Genomic DNA, 18,724 nt, shown 5'->3' on the forward strand with positions numbered 1-18,724 from the left:
CGCTCCCGGCCCGGGCCGACCCGCTGTTCAACCGAGAATCTGGTGTGTGAGAGATGTTGCGAGTCATAGTTCGCCGCCTGTTGCAGCTGGTGGTGACCCTGATAGGGCTGTCCGCGCTGGTCTTCGTCTGGCTGCGGAACCTGCCCGGCGGCCCGATCGAGGCGCTGCTCGGTGAGCGGGCCACGCCGGAGCGGCGCGCGCTGCTGGTCAAGGCGCTCGGCTACGACCAGCCGATCCTGGTGCAGTACGCCAAGTTCATGCAGCGGCTGGTGACCGGCGACTTCGGCAACTCGATCCGGAGCGGCGACCCGGTCACCGAGGTGATCGGCCGTGCGTTCCCGGCGACCGTCGAGCTGGCCGCCGCCGCCATGATCATCGCGATCGGGCTCGGTGTGCCGCTCGGCTACCTGGCCGCCCGGCACCGCGGCCGGCTGCTCGACAACCTGAGCATCGGCGGCACCCTGCTCGGCATCTCGATCCCGATCTTCTTCCTGGGCTACCTGCTCAAGGACGTGTTCACCCAGAACATGCACCTGTTCCCGCCGTCCGGCCGGATCAGCACCGGAATGGACAACACCGACGTCACCGGCTTCTTCGTGCTCGACGGGCTGCTCACCCGGGAGTTCGACGCCACCGGTGACGCGTTGTGGCACCTGATCCTGCCAGCGATCACGCTGGCCACCATCCCGCTCGCGGTCGTCGTCCGGATCACCCGGGCCAGCGTGCTCGACGTCCTCAACGAGGACTTCGTCCGTACCGCCGAGGCGAAGGGGCTGCGGCACAAGACCATCCGCGGCCGGCACATCCTGCGCAACGCGCTGCTGCCGGTGGTCACCACCATCGGCCTGCAGACCGGCGCGTTGCTCTCCGGGGCGGTGCTCACCGAGCGGGTCTACAACTGGGGTGGTCTCGGGACGCTGATCTACGACTCGATCAGCGGCGGTCGCGACTATCCGGTGCTCCAGGCGCTGATCCTGCTGGCCGCGCTGGTCTTCGTGGTGGTCAACCTCCTGGTCGACCTCTCCTACGCCTTCATCGACCCGAGGGTGCGTGTGCGATGAGCGATCCGATCACCCGGCCCACGGTGGGCGCTCCGCGCGAGAGCGTGGACCCGTCGGCCGTCACCGAGAAGCCCGAGGGCACCCTGCCCCGCGGCCTGGACCGGCTCGGCGAGCGCAAGCGCGCCCGGCTGGAGCAACTGGCCCAGGCCACCGCCGACAAGGGTGGCGTCAGCCTGGTCCGGGACGCGTTCCGCCGGCTGCGGCGCAACCCGACCGCGATGGTCGGCGCGGCGATCGTGGCGCTCTTCGTGCTGGTCGCGATCTTCGCGCCGCTGCTGGCGCCGCACGACCCGGCGCAGCGCTTCGACGAGCTGACCCGCAACCTGACCGTCGACAACATCCCCGGCGCCAGCAGCGAGTTCCCGCTCGGCTCCGACCCGCTCGGCCGGGACTTCCTGTCCCGGATGATCCACGGCAGCCGCCAGACGCTGTTCGTCGGCGTGCTCGCCACGCTGATCGGGCTGGCCCTGGGCGTGCTGGTGGGCGCGCTCGCCGGCGCGTTCGGCGGTTGGGTCGACAACATCCTGATGCGCTTCACCGACGTCATGCTGGCCCTGCCGGCGCTGCTGCTGGCGATCAGCCTGGTGGCCCTGGCCAGCCGGTCCAGCCAGTGGACGGTCATCCTCGCGGTGGCCATCGTGAACGTGCCGATCTTCGCCCGGCTGCTGCGCGGTTCGATGCTCGCCCAGCGGGAGAGCGACCACGTGCTGGCCGCCCGCGCGCTGGGCGTCAAGCGCGGGGCGATCGTGCTGCGGCACATGCTGCCCAACGCGATGACCGCGGTGATCGTGCAGGCGACACTGACGCTCTCCACCGCGATCCTGGAGGCCGCGTCGCTCTCCTTCCTCGGTCTCGGTGACCCCGACATCAACCGCGCCGAGTGGGGGCTGATGCTCGGCGTGGACGGTCAGCGGTACTTCGAGGTCCGCCCGGAGCTGGCCTACTTCCCGGCCGCCGCCATCATCGTGGTCGCGCTCGGCTTCACCCTGCTGGGCGAGGGCATGCGCGAGGCGATCGACCCGAAGAGCCGGCGGTGAGCGCGGTGTGGACCAACGACCAGCACGGTGAGGACGTGACCCGATGAGCCTGCTCGACGTACGCGACCTGAGCGTCGTGTTCCAGCGCAAGGGTGAGCGGCCGTTCACCGCGGTCGACGAGGTCAGCTTCAGCGTGGAGCCGGGGCAGACGGTCGGCCTGGTCGGCGAGTCCGGCTGCGGCAAGAGCGTCACCAGCCTGGCGATCATGGGCCTGTTGCCGAAGCGCGGCAACAAGGTCACCGGCGAGGTGAACTTCGACGGCGCCGACCTGCTGAAGCTGCGCCCGGAGGATCTGCGGGACCGGCGTGGCCGGGACATCGGCATGATCTTCCAGGACCCGCTCTCCTCGCTGAACCCGGTCATCCCGATCGGCACCCAGGTGGCCGAGGTGCTCGAACGGCACCGGGGCATGGACCGCAAGGTGGCGCTGAAGGAGGCCCGGGAGCTGCTCGACGCGGTCGGCATCCCGGACCCGACCCGGCGGTTGAAGGAGTACCCGCACCAGATCTCCGGCGGCATGCGGCAGCGCGCGCTGATCGCCATCGCGCTGGCCTGCAAGCCGCGGCTGCTGATCGCCGACGAGCCGACCACCGCGCTGGACGTGACGATCCAGGCGCAGATCCTCACGCTGCTCAAGCAGCTCGTCGACGAGACCGGCACCGCACTGATCATGATCACTCACGACCTGGGCGTGGTGGCCGGGCTCTGCGACACGGTCAACGTGCTCTACGGCGGCAAGATCGTGGAGCGGGCGGCCCGGCACGAACTGTTCGCCCGGCCCCGGCACCCGTACACGCACGGGCTGCTCAACTCCGTGCCGAGGCTCGACTCGCCGCGCGGTGAGCGGCTGCACGCCATCCGCGGCTCGGTGGCCGACAACATCCCGTGGGCGGAGGGCTGCGCGTTCGCCCCCCGGTGCGACAACGTGGTGGACGCCTGCCTCGACGGGCCGCCCCCGCTGGAGCCCACCGCGAACGGCGGCGACCTGCGCTGCAACAACCCCGTTTCCGAGGAGGTGGCGGTCCCGTGACCGAGTCGACCGAGCGGACGACCGAACCCCTGATCGAACTGCGTGACGTCAAGGTCCACTTCCCGATCAAGAGCGGCGTGCTCGTCGACCGGACCATCGGGCACGTCTACGCCGTCGACGGCGTCTCGCTCACCATCAACAAGGGCGAGACGTACGGGCTGGTGGGCGAGTCGGGCTGCGGCAAGTCCACGCTCGGCCGGGGCCTGCTGCGGCTGGTCGAACCGACCGACGGGGAGATCGTCTTCGACGGCACCGACCTGCGCTCGCTCAAGGCCGAGCCGATGCGCCGGATCCGCCGCCGCATCCAGATGATCTTCCAGGACCCGCTGTCCAGCCTCGACCCCCGGCAGTCGGTGGAGTCGCTGCTGGTCGAGGGCCTCAGGGCGCACGGCCTGGCGAAGGACAAGGCGGCCGTCGACAAGCGGCTCCGGGACGCGCTCGCCGCGGTCGGCCTGCCCGCGTCCGCGCTGAGCAAGTATCCGCACGAGTTCTCCGGCGGCCAGCGCCAGCGCATCGGCATCGCCCGCGCGCTGGTGCTCGAACCGGACCTGATCGTCGCCGACGAGCCGGTGTCCGCGCTGGACGTGTCGATCCAGGCCCAGGTGCTCAACCTGCTCGACGAGTTGCAGGAGGAGCGCGGGCTCACGTACCTGATCATCGCGCACGACCTGGCGGTGGTCCGGCACATCGCCGACACGGTCGGGGTGATGTACCTCGGCGGACTGGTGGAGGAGGCGTCCAGCGACGACCTCTACCGGGAGCCGATGCACCCGTACACCCGGGCGCTCATGTCGGCGGTGCCGGTGCCCGACCCGCAGGTGGAGGACCGCCGGGAGCGGATCCTGCTCGCCGGCGACCTGCCGTCACCGGCGAACCCACCGGCGGGCTGCCGGTTCCACACCCGCTGCCCGTGGGCCCAGCCCACCCGCTGTGCCGACGAGCGGCCCGCGCTGCGCGAGGTGCTCGACGGGCACCGGGTGGCCTGCCACTACGCCGAGGACATCGCGGCCGGGCGGATCCGGCCGCACGAGGTGGAGCCGGAACTGGTCCGGCCGGACGACGGTGCGGCGCCGGGCGACACCGGCGAACTCATCCCCACCCCGTGACCCACCGGACGCGTCGGCCCGTCCCGTCGGGCGGGCCGACGCGTCCGTCCGGCTCAGCCCTCGGGGCGGTTCAGCAGGCCCACCGCGACCGTGTGCACCGCGTCCAGCGCGGCCGGGTCGGCCAGCGGCGCCGAGCCGCCGGTGACCGCGTACCACTCGTCGGCGTCCTTGTACTGCACCCGCAGCGTCACCCGGCCGTCGGCGTGCTCGGTGCGCAACGTCAGCTCCCCGGTCACCACGCCCACCTCGTCGGTCATCACCCCGCCCGGGCCGGCGGTGATGTCGGCGGTGCGGTTCGCCGGGCCGGCCGGAGCGCCCGGCGCGGCGTCGGCGGACATGCCCGCCCCGGAGACGTCGGCGGGCGCGGCCTGCTGGCCGTCTGCGGTCATCCCGGCCGAGGCCGGACCGCTCGGGGCCGGACCGCTCGGGGCCGGACCGGGCGGGGTCGGGTCGGTGCCGGCCGCCGCGGCGTCGTCGCCGGTGGCGTCCGGCGTCTTCTCCGGCGCCGGTGTGCCACCCGCCCCGGTCACGGCTTGCTCGCCCATGTGCAGCCCTCCAGCATGTCGGTGAGGGCGGCCTTCTCGGCACTTGTCACCGTCAGCCGCCAGTAGTGCTTGACCGTCACCCAGTCCGCCGCGTACTGGCACCAGTACGACCGGTTCGCCGGCTTCCACTGGGACGGGTCCTGGTCACCCTTTGCCCGGTTGGAGCGGAGGGAAACCGCGATGAGCTGCGGCCGGGTCTGGTCGTTGGCGAAGTCGCCGCGCTTCGAGTCGTCCCACTCGTCCGCGCCGGACCGCCACGCGTTGGCCAGCGGCACGATGTGGTCGATGTCCACGTCCGACGGGTCGGTCAGCACCACCCCGTCGTAGGCGCTCTCCCACCGCCCGCCCACCACGTTGCAACCGGAAAGCTTGATGTTCTCCCCGTCGCGTTGCAGCACGGTGTCCCGGACGTCGCAGTTCTTGCCGGTGTCCCGCCAGTGCGGGAACCGGGAACGGCTGTAGCCCTTCATCGACCCGGCCGAGGCCACGGTCAGCTCACCGAGCTGCTGGTTCACGTTGCCGGAGGCGCTCGGCGGCGCGTCCGGCTCGGTGACCGAGCCGTCGCAGCCGGCCGCGCCGAGGGCGAGCACCGCGGTGAGCGCGGCGGTCAGCCCGGCTCGGACTCCTGATCTCGTACGCACAGACGACACCTCTCCAGCTTGCGGGCTCCGGGCGAGTCCGCACAGTACCCGGCGGCGGTTTCCGTGATTCGTGGCGTAGGTGGGGGGATCACGGGCAGAGTGGATGGACGTGACCTCTGCCGCTCCCGCACTGCGTACCCGCTCCGCCGCCGGACGGGGCACGCTGCTCGCCGCGATCCTCGCCTCCGGCATGGTGTTCCTGGACAGCACCGTGGTCAACGTGGCGCTGCCGCGCCTCGGCGCCGAACTGGACGCCACCGTGGCGGGTCTGCAATGGACCGTGAACGGCTACCTGCTCATGCTCGCCGCGTTCGTGCTGCTCGGCGGCGCGCTCGGCGACCGGTTCGGCCGACGGCGGATCTTCCTGCTCGGGGTGGTCTGGTTCGCGGTCGCCTCGGTGCTCTGCGGGCTGGCCCAGGGCACCGGCTGGCTCATCGCCGCCCGGTTCCTCCAGGGCGCCGGCGGGGCGCTGCTCACCCCCGGCTCGCTCTCCGTGCTCCAGGCCAGTTTCCACCCCGACGACCGGGGTCGGGCCATCGGCACCTGGTCCGGGCTCTCCGGCGTGTCCACCGCGCTCGGCCCGCTGGTCGGTGGCTGGCTGATCGACGCGCTCTCCTGGCGGTGGATCTTCTTCGTGAACCTGCCGCTGGCCGTGGGCGTGGTGCTCGCCGCGATGCGCTGGGTGCCGGAGAGCCGGGACGAGGCGGTCTCGCGTACCGGTGGACACGGTGGATTCGACGTGGCCGGCGCGTTGCTCGGCGCGCTGGCGCTCGGCGGGATCACGTACGCGCTGATCGACGCGCCGGCGCGCGGCGCCGCCCCGGCGGTGCTGGTCGCCGCCGTGGTCGGACTGGCCGCCGTGGCGGCCTTCGTGCTTGTCGAACGGCGGCGCGGGGACCGCGCGATGCTGCCCACCGGGCTGTTCTCCAGCCGACTCTTCTCGGTGCTCAACATCTTCACCGTGGTGGTGTACGCGGCGCTCGGCGGGTTCACCTTCTTCCTCGCCGTCTACCTCCAGAACGTGGTCGGCTGGTCGGCGCTGCTCACCGGCCTGGCCACGGTGCCGATGACGCTGCTGCTGCTGGTCGGCTCGCCCCGGGCCGGCGCGCTCTCCGCCCGGATCGGCCCCCGGCTGCCGCTCACCGTCGGCCCGGTGGTCGCCGCCGCCGGCCTGTTGCTGCTGCGCCGCGTCGGGCCGGGCGCGTCGTACTGGGTGGACGTGCTGCCCGGCGTGGCGCTGTTCGGCGCCGGGCTCACGTTGGTGGTCGCGCCGTTGACCACGAGCGTGCTCGGTGCCGTGGCGGACCGGTTCGCCGGGGTGGCGAGCGGCTTCAACAACGCCGCCTCCCGGGCCGGCGGCCTGCTCGCGGTGGCCGCGCTGCCGTTGCTGGTCGGGCTCTCCGGCACCGGGTACGAGCAGAAGAGCGCGTTGGCCGACGCGTACCGGGGCGCGCTGCTGTGGTGTGCGTGCCTGCTGCTGGCCGGCGCCCTGCTCGCCGCGCTGCTCATCCACCGCCCCCGGGGGAAAGGAGGGGCCCCTTCGTGAGAGGGGCCCCTCCTTGCACGTCAGGCGCGGGTGCGGTTCACGGCGCTGGTGACCGCCTTGACGGAGGCGGTGACGATGTTGGCGTCCACCCCGACGCCCCACACCGTCCGGCCGTCCACCTCGCACTCCACGTACGCGGCGGCCTGCGCGTCACCGCCGGAGGCGAGCGCGTGCTCGTGGTAGTCGAGCACGCGTACCGCGACGCCCAGCGACTGCAACGCGTTGACGTACGCGTCGATCGGGCCGTTGCCGACCGCGGTGAGCGCGCGGGTCTCGCCGCCGAAGCCGACCCGGGCGTCGATCTCGACCTTGCCGTCGACGGTGCCGATGGTGTAGCCGGCCAGCGTGACCGCCGGGTCGACCTGGTGGTCGACCAGGTAGTTGCGGGCGAAGATCTCCCACATGGTGCCCGGCTCGACCTCGCCGCCGTCGTGGTCGGTGACCGTCTGCACCACTCCGGAGAACTCGATCTGGAGACGGCGCGGCAGGTCGAGCTGGTGCTCGGACTTCATGATGTACGCGACGCCGCCCTTGCCGGACTGCGAGTTGACCCGGATGACCGCCTCGTAGGTGCGGCCCAGGTCCTTCGGGTCGATCGGCAGGTACGGCACCGCCCAGGTGAACTCGTCGACCGGCACCCCGGCCGCGGCGGCGTCGGCGTGCAGCGCGGCGAAGCCCTTGTTGATCGCGTCCTGGTGGGAACCGGAGAACGCGGTGTAGACCAGGTCGCCCGCGTACGGGTGGCGCTCGTGCACCGGGAGCTGGTTGCAGTATTCGACCGCGCGCCGGATCTCGTCGATGTTCGAGAAGTCGATCATCGGGTCGATGCCCTGGGAGAACAGGTTCAGGCCCAGCGTCACCAGGTCCACGTTGCCGGTGCGCTCGCCGTTGCCGAACAGGCAGCCCTCGATCCGGTCGGCGCCGGCCAGCAGGCCCAGCTCGGCGGCGGCCACGCCGGTGCCCCGGTCGTTGTGCGGGTGCAGGCTCAGCGACAGGCTGTCCCGTCGGGGCAGGTGCCGGTGCATCCACTCGATCGAGTCGGCGTAGACGTTCGGCATCGCCATCTCGACCGTGGCCGGCAGGTTGACGATCAGCTTCCGGTCCGGGGTCGGGTCGACCACCTCGATCACCGCCGCGCAGACCTCCAGCGCGTACTCCAGCTCGGTGCCCGTGTAGGACTCCGGCGAGTACTCGTAGTGGATGTCGGTGTCCGGGGTGTGGATCTCCGCGTACTTCTGGCAGAGCCGCGCGCCCTGGGTGGCGATGTCGGTGATGCCGTCGCGGTCCAGGCCGAAGACCACCCGGCGCTGGAGCGTCGAGGTGGAGTTGTAGAAGTGCACGATGGCCCGGCGGGCGCCGCGCAGCGACTCGAACGTGCGCTCGATCAGGTGCTCCCGGCACTGGGTGAGCACCTGGATGGTGACGTCCTCCGGGATCAGGTCCTGCTCGATGAGCTGCCGGACGAAGTCGTAGTCGGTCTGGCTGGCCGACGGGAAGCCGACCTCGATCTCCTTGTAGCCCATCTGGACCAGGAGCTGGAACATCCGGCGCTTGCGCTCGGGCGACATCGGGTCGATCAGCGCCTGGTTGCCGTCGCGGAGGTCGACGGCGCACCAGCGGGGCGCGGCCTCGATGCGGTGGGTCGGCCAGGTGCGGTCCGGCAGTTCGACCCGGAACTGCCTGTCGTACGGGAGGTAACGGTGCACCGGCATGCGGCTGGGACGCTGCTGGGCGAACGGATCGGTGACAGGTTGAGCCATCTCGGAGTGCTCCCTGGAACATGTGGCGTCAGCAGATCGGAAGGTGTCGGCGAGGTGCCGGGCGACGGTGCGCGGCGGTGCCGAGAGGAAGTTCGGATGTGCTGGACGGCGCGGTTCAACTCCGCGACGAGGTGCCGGCCGGTCAGGCCTCGTCGCGGCAGCCAAGGAGAAGGTACGCCTGCCACATGACAGGGTCACCCTACGTGGTGGGACGGACGGTGGGAAGGCCGGTCCGGACTATGGGACCAGAGTCACCGCACCCGAGCCCGCCGGGTCGGGTGCGAGCGGTCGCCGTCAGCGCAGCAGCAGGGCGGGGAGGGGTCGGCGGCGGCGGAGCGCGGTCTCCCGGGCGTACAGGTCGGGTGGGAGCGTGGCCGGGTCGCCGAGGCGGCCGACCGCGGCCACCACCAGCGGCCGGACGTCGTCGGGCAGGTCCAACTCGGCGGCGAGACGGCGACGGTCCAGGCGGGTGAGCTGGCGGACGTGCAGGCCGAGCGCGGTGGCCTGCACGGTGAGGTGGGCGACGGCCTGGCCCAGGTCGTACGCGCTCCGCTCCGGGTCGCCGCCGGCGTGCGCGGCGAGCAGCAGGGCGGCGGCGTGCCGGGCCCAGCCCTGGTCGGTGTCGGGCAGGCCGACCAGGATCCGTTTCCACGTCTCGTCCTGCCGGCGACCGAGCGCGAACCGCCACGGCTGCGCGTTACCGGCCGACGGCGCCCAGCGGGCCGCCTCCAGCAGCGCGCCCACCTCGTCGGCGGTCAACTCGGCGTCGGGGTCGAACGCACGAGGGCTCCAGCGGAAGGCGAGCAGCGGGTCAGGTCGGTCATGGGCAGAGCGTCCCTGATGCCCGGTTTGTCATCGAGGTTGGGGTGGAATGATGTGGGCAAGGCCACCCGTAACGGACAAAGCGTTACGACGTTCCGGGCGTCGGCGCGTCCCGGCCCACCGGCTCCCCCTCGCTCACCGCCCCGGCCAGCTCGACGGTCGCCGGCGCCGGACCGGGCGAGCCGGTCAGCGTGAGGCTGCCGAGCGTGGCGCGGACCGCCACCGGAGTGCCGTCCTCACCGAAGCAGTAGACGCCCACGTCCAGCGGTGCGTTCAGCGAGGCCGAGGTGGAGTCGACCGCGTAGCACCGGCCGGTGACGCCCGCCGGCGGCGGGGCGGGGGAGACCGCCAGCGGGGCCCGGCGGTCGGTGAGCACCTCCAGCCAGTCGGTGAACGGGTGCTGCACACGCGGGTCCAGCCGGCGGGGCACCGCGTCGTCGGCGTCGCCGAGGCGTACGCAGCCGGCGGGCCCCGCCCAACCGGCCGAGGGCAGGGCGCACTGGAAGAGCCCGTCCGAGGTGGCGGCGAGCGAGACGTCCACCGTGCCGTCCCGCCCCCAGCCGGGCACGTCGACCCGCCAGCTTCCGTCGTTCCCGCTGGTCACCGCCACGGTGCGGGCGGGGCCGTCGGGCGGCGCGAACGCGTACGTGGCGGTGAGGTGCCGGTCCTGCGCGGCGGCGGCCAACCCGGCCAGCTCGTCGCGGGCGGCGTCGACCTGCACCGGCACGGGATCGACGGTGCCGGCCGGCGCCGAACCCGGCGGGTCGGCGACGCAGGCGGCCAGCAGCGTCGGCAGGGTGAGCGCGAGGGTGCCGGACAGTCGGCGGGCCGCGCGTCGATGAGCGTGCACCGGGTCATTCTGCGGTGCGACGGTGGCTCCGGTCAGCCCACCGTACGGCTGTACCGCTCGGCGTGTCGCACGACGTCCGGGCCGGTGCCGCCCGCCGTGCCGGGTGACGCCCGGGGCTGGTGAGCCGCCCCACGCCGGGCCGGATGGTGGGATCACCCGACCCGGCCGCGCGGCCCGCCCGATACCCTGAGGGCGTCTGACACGCGCCGCCGGACCTTCAGACCCGGCGGCGTCGGCACGCTCAGGGTCGTCACCGGGAGGGAGTGCACAGTCGTGGCACTCGTGGTGCAGAAGTACGGCGGGTCCTCCGTCGCCAACGCCGAGCGGATCAAGCGGGTGGCCGAGCGCATCGTGGCGGCCCGCAAGGCGGGCGACGACGTGGTCGTGGTGGTCTCCGCCATGGGCGACACCACCGACGAGCTGCTCGACCTGGCCAACCAGGTCAGCCCGCTGCCGCCCGGCCGCGAGCTGGACATGCTGCTCACCGCCGGGGAACGGATCTCCATGGCGCTGCTCGCCATGGCCATCCACAACCTGGGGTACGAAGCCCGCTCGTTCACCGGTTCCCAGGCCGGCGTGATCACCACCTCGGTGCACGGCCGCGCCCGGATCATCGACGTGACCCCGGGGCGGCTCAAGGGCGCGCTCGACGAGGGCGCGGTGGTGATCGTCGCCGGCTTCCAGGGTGTCTCGCAGGACACCAAGGACGTCACCACGCTCGGCCGGGGCGGCTCGGACACCACGGCGGTGGCGCTCGCCGCCGCGCTGCACGCGGACGTCTGCGAGATCTACACCGACGTGGACGGCATCTTCTCCGCCGACCCGCGGATCGTGCCGAACGCCCGGCACATCAAGCACATCACCTACGAGGAGATGTTGGAGCTGGCCGCCTGCGGCGCGAAGGTGCTGCACCTGCGCAGCGTCGAGTACGCCCGGCGCGCGGGGTTGCCGATCCACGTCCGTTCGTCATACTCGACCAACACCGGCACCATGGTCACCGGATCGATGGAGGACCTTCCCGTGGAACAGGCACTGATCACCGGGGTCGCCCACGACCGCAGCGAGGCGAAGATCACCATCGTCGGGGTGCCCGACGAGCCGGGCGCCGCCGCGCGGATCTTCGACACCGTGGCCGGTGCCGAGATCAACATCGACATGATCGTGCAGAACGTCTCCACCGAGGGCACCGGCCGCACCGATATCTCGTTCACGCTGCCCAAGGCGGACGGGCCCACCGCGATGGCCGCGCTCAGCAAGATCCAGGAGCCGGTCAAGTTCAAGGGCCTGCTCTACGACGACCACGTCGGCAAGGTCTCCCTGATCGGGGCCGGCATGCGTTCGCACCCGGGCGTCGCCGCCGGCTTCTTCGCCGCGCTCGCCACCGCCGGCGTGAACATCGAAATGATCTCCACCTCCGAGATCCGGGTCTCCGTGGTCTGCCGGGACACCGACCTCGACAAGGCGGTCAAGTCGATCCACGACGCCTTCGAGCTGGGTGGTGACACCGAAGCCGTCGTCTACGCCGGCACCGGGCGGTAGCGCGGATGCCGTCGCTGCCCACCCTCGCCGTGGTCGGGGCGACAGGTGCCGTCGGCACGGTGATGTGCCAGATCCTCTCCTCCCGCCGCAACGTGTGGGGCGAGATCCGACTGGTCGCCTCCGAGCGCTCGGTCGGCCGCCGGGTGCTGTGCCGGGGCGAGGAGCTGACCGTCCGGGCGCTCACCGCCGACGCGTTCGACGGCGTCGACGTGGCGATGTTCGACCTGCCCGACGACGTCTCGGCCGAGTGGGCGCCGATCGCGGTGTCCCGGGGCGTGGTGGTGGTGGACAACTCCGGCGCGTTCCGGATGGACCGCGACGTGCCGCTGGTGGTCCCCGAGATCAACCCCGATCAGGTCCGCAACCGACCCAAGGGGATCATCGCCAACGCCAACTGCACCACGCTGGCGATGATCGTGGCGATCGCCCCGCTGCACCGCGAGTACGGCCTGCGCGAACTGGTCCTCGCCTCCTACCAGTCGGCCTCCGGGGCGGGGCGGACCGGGGTGGACGCGCTGCACCTCCAGCTCGGCAAGATCGCCGGCGACCGGGCGCTCGGCTCCCGGGCCGGCGACGTACGCCAGGCGGTCGGCGAGGAACTGGGCCCGTTCCCGGCCCCGTTGGCGCTCAACGTGGTGCCCTGGGCCGGCTCGCTCGGAGACGGCGGCTGGTCCTCCGAGGAGCTGAAGCTCCGCAACGAGTCCCGCAAGATCCTCGGCCTGCCCGACCTGAAGGTCTCCGCGACCTGCGTACGGGTACCGGTGGTGACCGGTCACTCGGTCGCCGTGCACGCGGTCTTCGCCACCGAGGTGGCCGCCGAGGGGGCCCGCGAGGCGTTGCGCAACGCGCCGGGCGTGATCCTGGTCGACGACCCGGCCGCCGGGGAGTTCCCGATGCCGATCGACGCGGTCGGCACCGACCCGTCCTGGGTCGGCCGCATCCGCCGGGCGGTGGACGACCCCCGCGCGCTGGACCTCTTCGTCACCGGCGACAACCTCCGTAAGGGCGCCGCCCTCAACACCGCCCAGATCGCCGAACTCCTGGCCAAGGAACTAACCCCCTAACCCCACCCCGCGCGCCCCGTGCCTCGCGCCTCGCGCCCCGTGCCTCGCGCCTCGCGCGCCTCGCGCGCCCACATTCACGGAAAGAGTGGCTATTCGGGTCCGCATAGCCACTATTTCCGTGAAAGAGGGCGCGGGGTGGGCGGGCACGGAGGTCGGGCGGGCGCGGGGTGGGCGGGCGCGGAGGTGGGCGGGCGCGGAGGTGGGCGGGCACGGAGTGGGCGGGCGCGGAGGTGGGCGGGCGCGGAGGTCGGGCGGGCGCGGGGTGGGCGGGCGCGGAGGTGGGCGGGCGCGGAGGTCGGGCGGGCGCGGAGGTCGGGCGGGCGTGGAGGTGGGGCGGGCGTGGGGTGGGCGGGCCGGATGGGTCAGGCCGCGGATAGGTGGACGCCGTCTCGGCCGTGCCGCTTCACCGCGTAGAGGGCCTGGTCGGCGCGGTGCAGGGTGCGCTCCGGGGGCTCGTCGGGGCGGGGCAGCGCGATGCCGACGCTGATCGTCCGGCCGGTGCGACGGGCCGCCTCGGTGAGCCGCTCGGCGATCCGGACCGCCTCCTGCGGGTGACTCACCTCGATCACCGCGAAGAACTCGTCGCCGCCGGTCCGGTACAGCTCGTCGCCCTGCCGCAGCGCGCCCTCAAGCGCCCGGGCCAGCCCCACCAGCAGCCGGTCGCCGGCCTGGTGGCCGTACGTGTCGTTGACGTGCTTGAACCCGTCCACGTCGATGGCCAGCAGCGCGGTACGCCCCGGCGTGGCGGTGGCGATCCGCTGCCCGAACGGGCCGGTGTGCCGCAGCCCGGTGAGCGGGTCCGAACTGGCCTGCTCACGCAGCCGCGCCAGCGTCCGGAGCCGGTCCAGACAGGTCCACGCCTGCCCGGCCAGCAGCTCGATCAGGTTGACCGTGGTCGGGTCGGGTCGCAGTGGCCGTCCGTCGGCGACCAGCAGCACGCCGCCGCTCGACGGCGTGCCGACCGGCACCGCCACCAGCGTGCGCGCGCCGGCCCGGGTCAGCGGCAGGTACTCCTCGGTCGGCGGGTGCCCCGCCTCGCCCAGCGTGTACGCCGACCCGTAGCGGTGGGCGCGGTCGATGATCCGGTCCAGCGTGGCGGGGCCGGCCCCGGCCAGTTCGGCCCGGATCCGTGCCTCCAGCGCCCCCGGGATGTCGGTGGGCGCGCCCAGCCGGGGGCCACCGCGACCGGTGAGCACCAGCACGGCGGCGGAGAGCGCGGACACGTCCCGGGCCGCGGCGATGGCGGCGGTCATCAGGTCCCAGTCGGTTCCGGCAGCGGTGAACGCGGCGGCGTGCCGGAGCAGCTTCTCGCTGCGGCTCTCGGCGGGTGGGCCGCCGAGCGCCGCGATCCGGGCGCCGAGCCGGTCGGCCAGCCGCTCGGCGGTCTCCTGCCAGGGCGCCAGCGGGACCGGCTCGCTCCACTGGAGATCGAGCACGCCGATCGGGCGGCCGGCCGGGTCGCGTACCGGCACGCAGAGTTCCGTGGTGACGTCCGGGCGGATCGGGAGGTAGTCGGGGTCGGCGGCCACGTCGGGCACGGCGGCGGTCTCGCCGGAGGCGTAGACCCGCCGCACCACCGACGGTTCGGGCCGGTGCCGGGCCGGCCCGGCGTCGTCGGCCGTCGCCGGGACGTGGGAGAAGACCTGCCAGGCGCCGGTGGCCGCGACGCACCGGAGGCGGTCGTGGACGCGGAGCAGGACGGAGGCGGTCGCCGGGGTGTGCCGGGCGAGCGCGGCGACGGTCCACTGGCACGCCTCCGGCACGGTCGACGCCGTGGGAAGGCGCACCGTGACGTCGCGGAGGACTCGCTCGTGATCCACGTCGTTCCTGCTCGGAGGGGGTGGGTTCGCGATCAAGCGTACTCAGCGGGACCGCCGTCGACCTTCGTACACATGTGCTATCCACAGGCTGTGGACGCGGCCTGTGGGCAACGCGCGGGCCGGGGCGGCGGTAGCGTGAGGGGTCCCGGCCCGAGGAGGCGCCGATGCTCATCGCCCAGCTCAGCGATCCGCACGTGACCACCGGTCCGCTCGCCGCCGAGCCGGCGGCCGGCCTGCACCGGGCGCTCGGCACGGCGCTCGCCCTGCGCCCCCGGCCCGACTGCGTGGTGATCACCGGCGATCTCACCGGTCATGGGCGGCCGGACGAATACCTCGCCCTCCGCGAGATCGTCGGGCGGTTCCCGCTGCCGGTCCACCTGGCCGCCGGCAACCACGACGACCGCGAGTCGATGCTCGACACGTTCGGCGGCACCCCCCACCTGGCCGGTGGGTTCTCCGCGCACTACCACGTCGACCACCCGGACGCGACGCTCGTGGTGCTCGACTCGCTCACCCCGGGCGGCTCCGGCGGTCGCCTCGGCGACGAGCAGCTCGACTGGCTCGACGGGGTGCTCGCCGGCCGGCCGGAAGCGCCCGCCGTCGTGTGCCTGCACCATCCGCCGGTCGCGGTGGGCCTCCCGGCCGCCGACGCCATCCGGCTCGCCGACGCCGACGCGCTCGCCGCCGTGATCGCCCGACACCCCCATGTCGTACGCGTCGCCGCGGGCCACCTGCACCGCCAGGTGACCAGCGCGTTCGCCGGTACGGTGCTGACCTGCGCGCCGAGCACCTGGATCCAGGCCAGCCTGACCATGAGCGACGGGGACGAGATCGGCTGGGTCGCCGAGCCGACCGGCTTCCTGCTGCACCGGGTCGCCGACGGTGGCTGCGTCACACACACCGTCCAGGTCAGTCACGCCGCCGGCCGGACGTGCGGGTTCTGACCGTTCCGGTGTCCCTGCTCTGGTATGTCGCGTACGGGTCGAACCTGCACGCCGCGCGCCTCGACCGGTACCTGCGCGGCGGGCGCCCGGCGGGCGGGCTGCGCACGTACCCGGGCTGCCGGGACTGCCGACCGCCGCGCCGGACGGTCCCGGCGCTGATCCCCGGCGGCGTCTACTTCGCCGGCGAGTCCCGCGCCTGGACCGGCGGCATGGCGTTCTACGACCCGGAGCTGCCGGGCCGGGCGGCGGTCCGGGGCTACCTGGTCACGGTCGAGCAGTTCGCCGACATCGCCGCCCAGGAGATGTACCGGCCGCCCGGCGCGGATCTGGCCGGGATCGGCGCGGCGGTCGCGAACGGCCGGGCCACGCTCGGTCCGGGCCGGTACGAGACGCTGCTGCGGGTCGGGGAGCGCGACGGCCGGCCGATGCTCACGTTCACCGCCCCGCACCGGGCGGTGGCGGTGCCCTGGACCCGTCCCGCCCCGGTCTATCTCGGCATGCTGGCCCGGGGGCTGCGGGAGGCGCACGGTTGGGGTGTGGCGCGCACCGTCGACTATCTGTCCGGCCGGCCGGGTGTCGCCGGGCGGTGGAGCCGGGCGGCGCTCCGGACGCTTGTCGGCGCCGCCCACGTCGCGGTCGCCGAACCGCCCTCCGGTGTCCAGGTCGAGTTCGGACAGTCCGCTCCGGCCGCCGGACCGGTGGACATGAACGGCCGTTCGGTCGGCGCCGGATGGCCCGCCGGGGGTTTTTCCGGTCAGGAAGGTTGCCAGAGCAACGTTTTCGGCGTGACATGAGCGACGGCGCCGGCTCCCTGGTCCCTGGGGGCCGGCGCCCTTTCGTGACCGACGCGCGCCGTGCGGGAATTCACCCGACGGTCATGTCGGACTCGTCGGGCAGACCGGCACGGGTCGCCTGGCGCGGTGAACATTCCGATTGCCACCCCGGTCGACCTGCGGCCCGGTGGATGAGAAGCTACCCCGGGCGGGGCGGCGTTCCCCCGAGTGCCGCCTTCCGCGATCGACCCCTGTCACGGCACGGATCAGGGTCGCCGGGCGAACCATCGTCCGGGCAACCACGCGCCGGTATCTCACGAGGAGTTCCATGTCCGTCCCCGGGATGCGCCGCCGGGCCGCCGTCGGCCTGGCCGCACTCGCCGCGACCGCGTTCACCGCCGTCGCCGTCACCCCCGACCAGGCTGAGGCCCACTCGAAGCCGGTCGACGTCCAACTGCTCGCGATCAACGACTTCCACGGCAACCTGGAGCCGCCGACCGGCTCCAGCGGCACCATCGACGGGCAGCCCGCCGGTGGCGCCGAATACCTGGCCAGCCATCTGAAGGCCATGCGCGCCGCGGCGCAGGCGCAGGGCAAGGGCACCGTCACGGTCGCCGCGGGCGACCTGATCGGCGCCTCGCCGCTGCTCTCCGCCGCGTTCCACGACGAGCCCACCATCGAGGAGATGAACCTCGCCGGGCTCGAGTTCGCCAGTGTCGGCAACCACGAGTTCGACGAGGGCGCCAAGGAACTGCTGCGGATGCAGCGCGGCGGCTGCCACCCGGTGGACGGCTGCGCCGACGGCACGCCGTTCGAGGGCGCCACGTTCAAGTACCTCTCCGCGAACGCGTTCAAGACCTCCACCGGCCTGCCGCTGATGCAGCCGTTCGGCATCAAGATCGTCAAGGGCGTGCCGATCGGCTTCATCGGCATGACCCTGGAGGGCACCCCGAACATCGTCAGCCAGCAGGGCGTGGCCGGGCTGCGCTTCACCGACGAGGCCGACACCGCCAACAAGTACGCCAAGATCCTGCGCCTGCTCGGCGTCAAGAGCATCGTCGTGCTGCTGCACGAGGGTGGCGTGCAGAACGGCGGCGGCATCAACGACTGCACCGGGTTCAGTGGCCCGATCGTCGACATCGCCAACCGGATGGACCCGGCGATCGACGTGATCGTCAGCGGCCACACCCACGCCGCGTACAACTGCAACATCAACGGCAAGCTGGTCACCAGCGCCAGCTCGTTCGGCCGCCTGGTCACCGACATCAACCTGAAGATCGACCCGCGTACCCGGGACGTGGTCAGCGCATCGGCGAACAACGTCGTGGTCACCCGGGACGTCGCCAAGGACCCGGCCTCGACCGAGCTGATCAGCCGGTACAAGACCGCGCTCGGCCCGGTGGCCGATCGGGTGGTCGGCGAGACCGCCACCGCGATCACCAAGACCCAGGAGAACCTGTACCAGACCGGGGTCGACGCCAACGGCAAGCCGACGTACCAGACCGGTGAGTCGCCGCTGGGCAACGTGATCGCCGACGCCCAGCTCGCCGCCACCGACACCGAGCAGAACGCGGTCGCCGCGTTCATGAACCCCGGTGGTGTCCGCGCCGACCTCGACGCCGGCCCGGTCACCTACGCCGAGGCGTTCACCGTCCAGCCGTTCGCCAACAACCTGGTGACGCTGGACCTGACCGGTGCGCAGCTCTACTGCATGCTGGAGCAGCAGTTCACCGTGGCGCGGGTGCTCTACGCGTCCTCGTCCGTGCACTACGTGGTGGACGTCAACGGCACCACCGCGCCGGCCGGCACGCCGTGTGCCGGCAGCCGGGTGGTCCGGGGCAGCCTCACCATCAACGGCACCCCGGTGACCGACACCGCGACCTACCGGGTCACGGTGAACAACTTCCTCGCCGGTGGCGGCGACGGCTTCAGCGTCCTGACCGGCGGCACCAACGCGGTGACCGGCCAGATCGACCTGGACGCCTTCACCGCGTACCTGACCGAGAAGTCGCCGGTGTCCGCACCGGCGCTGGACCGGATCCAGACCACCGTGGAGATCCCCGCCGCCTGACCCCGTACCGCCAGTGGGGGGGGGGGGGGCGGGGCCCGGGCGCCCCCCCCCCCCCCCCCCCCCCCCCCCCCCCCCCCCCCCCGCGGGGCGGGGGGGGGGGGGGTGGTGTGTGGTT

The 18,724-nt window shown here is 72.9% G+C and carries 15 protein-coding genes and 1 pseudogene; 10 read left to right on the forward strand and 6 right to left on the reverse strand.

Annotation, left to right across the window (positions count from 1 at the left end; translation table 11 throughout):
• Positions 1 to 53: 53 nt before the first annotated feature.
• The 4 genes from ACIA6B_RS31835 (at position 54) to ACIA6B_RS31850 (ending at position 4,234) form a co-directional block, all read left to right on the forward strand.
• The gene (locus ACIA6B_RS31835; RefSeq protein WP_396779075.1) at positions 54 to 1,061 is read left to right on the forward strand and encodes an ABC transporter permease; all 1,008 of its coding nucleotides are present in this window, start codon (positions 54 to 56) and stop codon (positions 1,059 to 1,061) included.
• Between the two features lie 95 nt (positions 1,062 to 1,156).
• Positions 1,157 to 2,098 carry an ABC transporter permease gene (locus ACIA6B_RS31840; RefSeq protein ID WP_306766836.1) on the forward strand — a complete coding sequence of 314 codons (942 nt, stop codon included), beginning with the start codon at positions 1,157 to 1,159 and terminating at the stop codon, positions 2,096 to 2,098.
• A gap of 43 nt (positions 2,099 to 2,141) precedes the next feature.
• Positions 2,142 to 3,128, forward strand: coding sequence for an ABC transporter ATP-binding protein (locus tag ACIA6B_RS31845; protein WP_281934235.1), 987 nt, complete (start codon positions 2,142 to 2,144; stop codon positions 3,126 to 3,128).
• Positions 3,125 to 4,234: an ABC transporter ATP-binding protein gene (locus tag ACIA6B_RS31850; protein WP_396779077.1), complete on the forward strand. Its 1,110-nt coding sequence runs from the start codon at positions 3,125 to 3,127 to the stop codon at positions 4,232 to 4,234. Before ACIA6B_RS31845 ends, ACIA6B_RS31850 begins: the two co-directional genes overlap by 4 nt.
• Positions 4,235 to 4,287: 53 nt before the next feature.
• Here ACIA6B_RS31850 and ACIA6B_RS31855 read toward each other — a convergent pair whose 3' ends face one another.
• Positions 4,288 to 4,779: a hypothetical protein gene (locus ACIA6B_RS31855; protein ID WP_396779079.1), complete on the reverse strand. Its 492-nt coding sequence runs from the start codon at positions 4,777 to 4,779 to the stop codon at positions 4,288 to 4,290.
• Positions 4,761 to 5,420 (reverse strand): HNH endonuclease family protein, encoded by a 660-nt coding sequence (locus tag ACIA6B_RS31860; protein ID WP_396779081.1) that lies wholly within the window; start codon positions 5,418 to 5,420, stop codon positions 4,761 to 4,763. Before ACIA6B_RS31860 ends, ACIA6B_RS31855 begins: the two co-directional genes overlap by 19 nt.
• 103 nt (positions 5,421 to 5,523) lie before the next feature.
• Here ACIA6B_RS31860 and ACIA6B_RS31865 point away from each other — a divergent pair, with 103 nt between their 5' ends.
• Complete coding sequence (locus ACIA6B_RS31865) at positions 5,524 to 6,966, forward strand: MFS transporter (protein ID WP_396779083.1); 1,443 nt, start codon at positions 5,524 to 5,526, stop codon at positions 6,964 to 6,966.
• Between the two features lie 20 nt (positions 6,967 to 6,986).
• On the opposite strand, the gene leuA is transcribed toward ACIA6B_RS31865, so the two are convergent.
• The 3 genes and pseudogenes from leuA to ACIA6B_RS31880 all read right to left on the reverse strand — a co-directional run bounded on the left by leuA (position 6,987) and on the right by ACIA6B_RS31880 (position 10,398).
• Entirely contained in the window at positions 6,987 to 8,726 is a 1,740-nt protein-coding gene (gene leuA, locus ACIA6B_RS31870) for a 2-isopropylmalate synthase (protein ID WP_396779085.1), read from the reverse strand.
• 294 nt (positions 8,727 to 9,020) lie between these two features.
• Positions 9,021 to 9,550: pseudogene (locus tag ACIA6B_RS31875) on the reverse strand (nitroreductase family protein).
• A gap of 83 nt (positions 9,551 to 9,633) precedes the next feature.
• Positions 9,634 to 10,398 carry a hypothetical protein gene (locus ACIA6B_RS31880; protein ID WP_396779087.1) on the reverse strand — a complete coding sequence of 255 codons (765 nt, stop codon included), beginning with the start codon at positions 10,396 to 10,398 and terminating at the stop codon, positions 9,634 to 9,636.
• A gap of 273 nt (positions 10,399 to 10,671) precedes the next feature.
• On the opposite strand from ACIA6B_RS31880, the gene ACIA6B_RS31885 reads away from it, so the two are divergent.
• Together ACIA6B_RS31885 and ACIA6B_RS31890 are read left to right on the forward strand one after the other, a co-directional pair.
• Entirely contained in the window at positions 10,672 to 11,937 is a 1,266-nt protein-coding gene (locus ACIA6B_RS31885) for an aspartate kinase (protein WP_281934251.1), read from the forward strand.
• A gap of 5 nt (positions 11,938 to 11,942) precedes the next feature.
• Positions 11,943 to 13,001 (forward strand): aspartate-semialdehyde dehydrogenase, encoded by a 1,059-nt coding sequence (locus ACIA6B_RS31890; RefSeq protein ID WP_396779089.1) that lies wholly within the window; start codon positions 11,943 to 11,945, stop codon positions 12,999 to 13,001.
• 362 nt (positions 13,002 to 13,363) lie between these two features.
• Here ACIA6B_RS31890 and ACIA6B_RS31895 read toward each other — a convergent pair whose 3' ends face one another.
• Positions 13,364 to 14,821: a diguanylate cyclase domain-containing protein gene (locus tag ACIA6B_RS31895; RefSeq protein ID WP_396779091.1), complete on the reverse strand. Its 1,458-nt coding sequence runs from the start codon at positions 14,819 to 14,821 to the stop codon at positions 13,364 to 13,366.
• Positions 14,822 to 14,985: 164 nt separating this feature from the next.
• Here ACIA6B_RS31895 and ACIA6B_RS31900 point away from each other — a divergent pair, with 164 nt between their 5' ends.
• From ACIA6B_RS31900 to ACIA6B_RS31910, 3 genes are all read left to right on the forward strand, one after another.
• Positions 14,986 to 15,765 (forward strand): phosphodiesterase, encoded by a 780-nt coding sequence (locus tag ACIA6B_RS31900; protein WP_396779093.1) that lies wholly within the window; start codon positions 14,986 to 14,988, stop codon positions 15,763 to 15,765.
• An 8-nt stretch (positions 15,766 to 15,773) separates the two neighbouring features.
• Positions 15,774 to 16,559, forward strand: a complete 786-nt coding sequence (locus ACIA6B_RS31905; protein WP_396779095.1) for a histone deacetylase — start codon at positions 15,774 to 15,776, stop codon at positions 16,557 to 16,559.
• Positions 16,560 to 16,866: 307 nt separating this feature from the next.
• Positions 16,867 to 18,609 carry a bifunctional metallophosphatase/5'-nucleotidase gene (locus ACIA6B_RS31910; RefSeq protein ID WP_396779097.1) on the forward strand — a complete coding sequence of 581 codons (1,743 nt, stop codon included), beginning with the start codon at positions 16,867 to 16,869 and terminating at the stop codon, positions 18,607 to 18,609.
• Positions 18,610 to 18,724: the final 115 nt, after the last annotated feature.

The organism is Micromonospora sp. NPDC051141 (genome assembly GCF_044455765.1).
Taxonomy (GTDB): domain Bacteria; phylum Actinomycetota; class Actinomycetes; order Mycobacteriales; family Micromonosporaceae; genus Micromonospora.

Coding starts and splice junctions, on each gene's coding strand:
- ACIA6B_RS31835 (WP_396779075.1), top strand. CDS start 54: ATGTTGCGAGTCATAGTTCGCCGCCTGTTGCAGCTGGTGGTGACCCTG.
- ACIA6B_RS31845 (WP_281934235.1), top strand. CDS start 2,142: ATGAGCCTGCTCGACGTACGCGACCTGAGCGTCGTGTTCCAGCGCAAG.
- ACIA6B_RS31855 (WP_396779079.1), bottom strand. CDS start 4,779: ATGGGCGAGCAAGCCGTGACCGGGGCGGGTGGCACACCGGCGCCGGAG.
- ACIA6B_RS31865 (WP_396779083.1), top strand. CDS start 5,524: ATGGACGTGACCTCTGCCGCTCCCGCACTGCGTACCCGCTCCGCCGCC.
- leuA (WP_396779085.1), bottom strand. CDS start 8,726: ATGGCTCAACCTGTCACCGATCCGTTCGCCCAGCAGCGTCCCAGCCGC.
- ACIA6B_RS31890 (WP_396779089.1), top strand. CDS start 11,943: ATGCCGTCGCTGCCCACCCTCGCCGTGGTCGGGGCGACAGGTGCCGTC.
- ACIA6B_RS31900 (WP_396779093.1), top strand. CDS start 14,986: ATGCTCATCGCCCAGCTCAGCGATCCGCACGTGACCACCGGTCCGCTC.
- ACIA6B_RS31910 (WP_396779097.1), top strand. CDS start 16,867: ATGTCCGTCCCCGGGATGCGCCGCCGGGCCGCCGTCGGCCTGGCCGCA.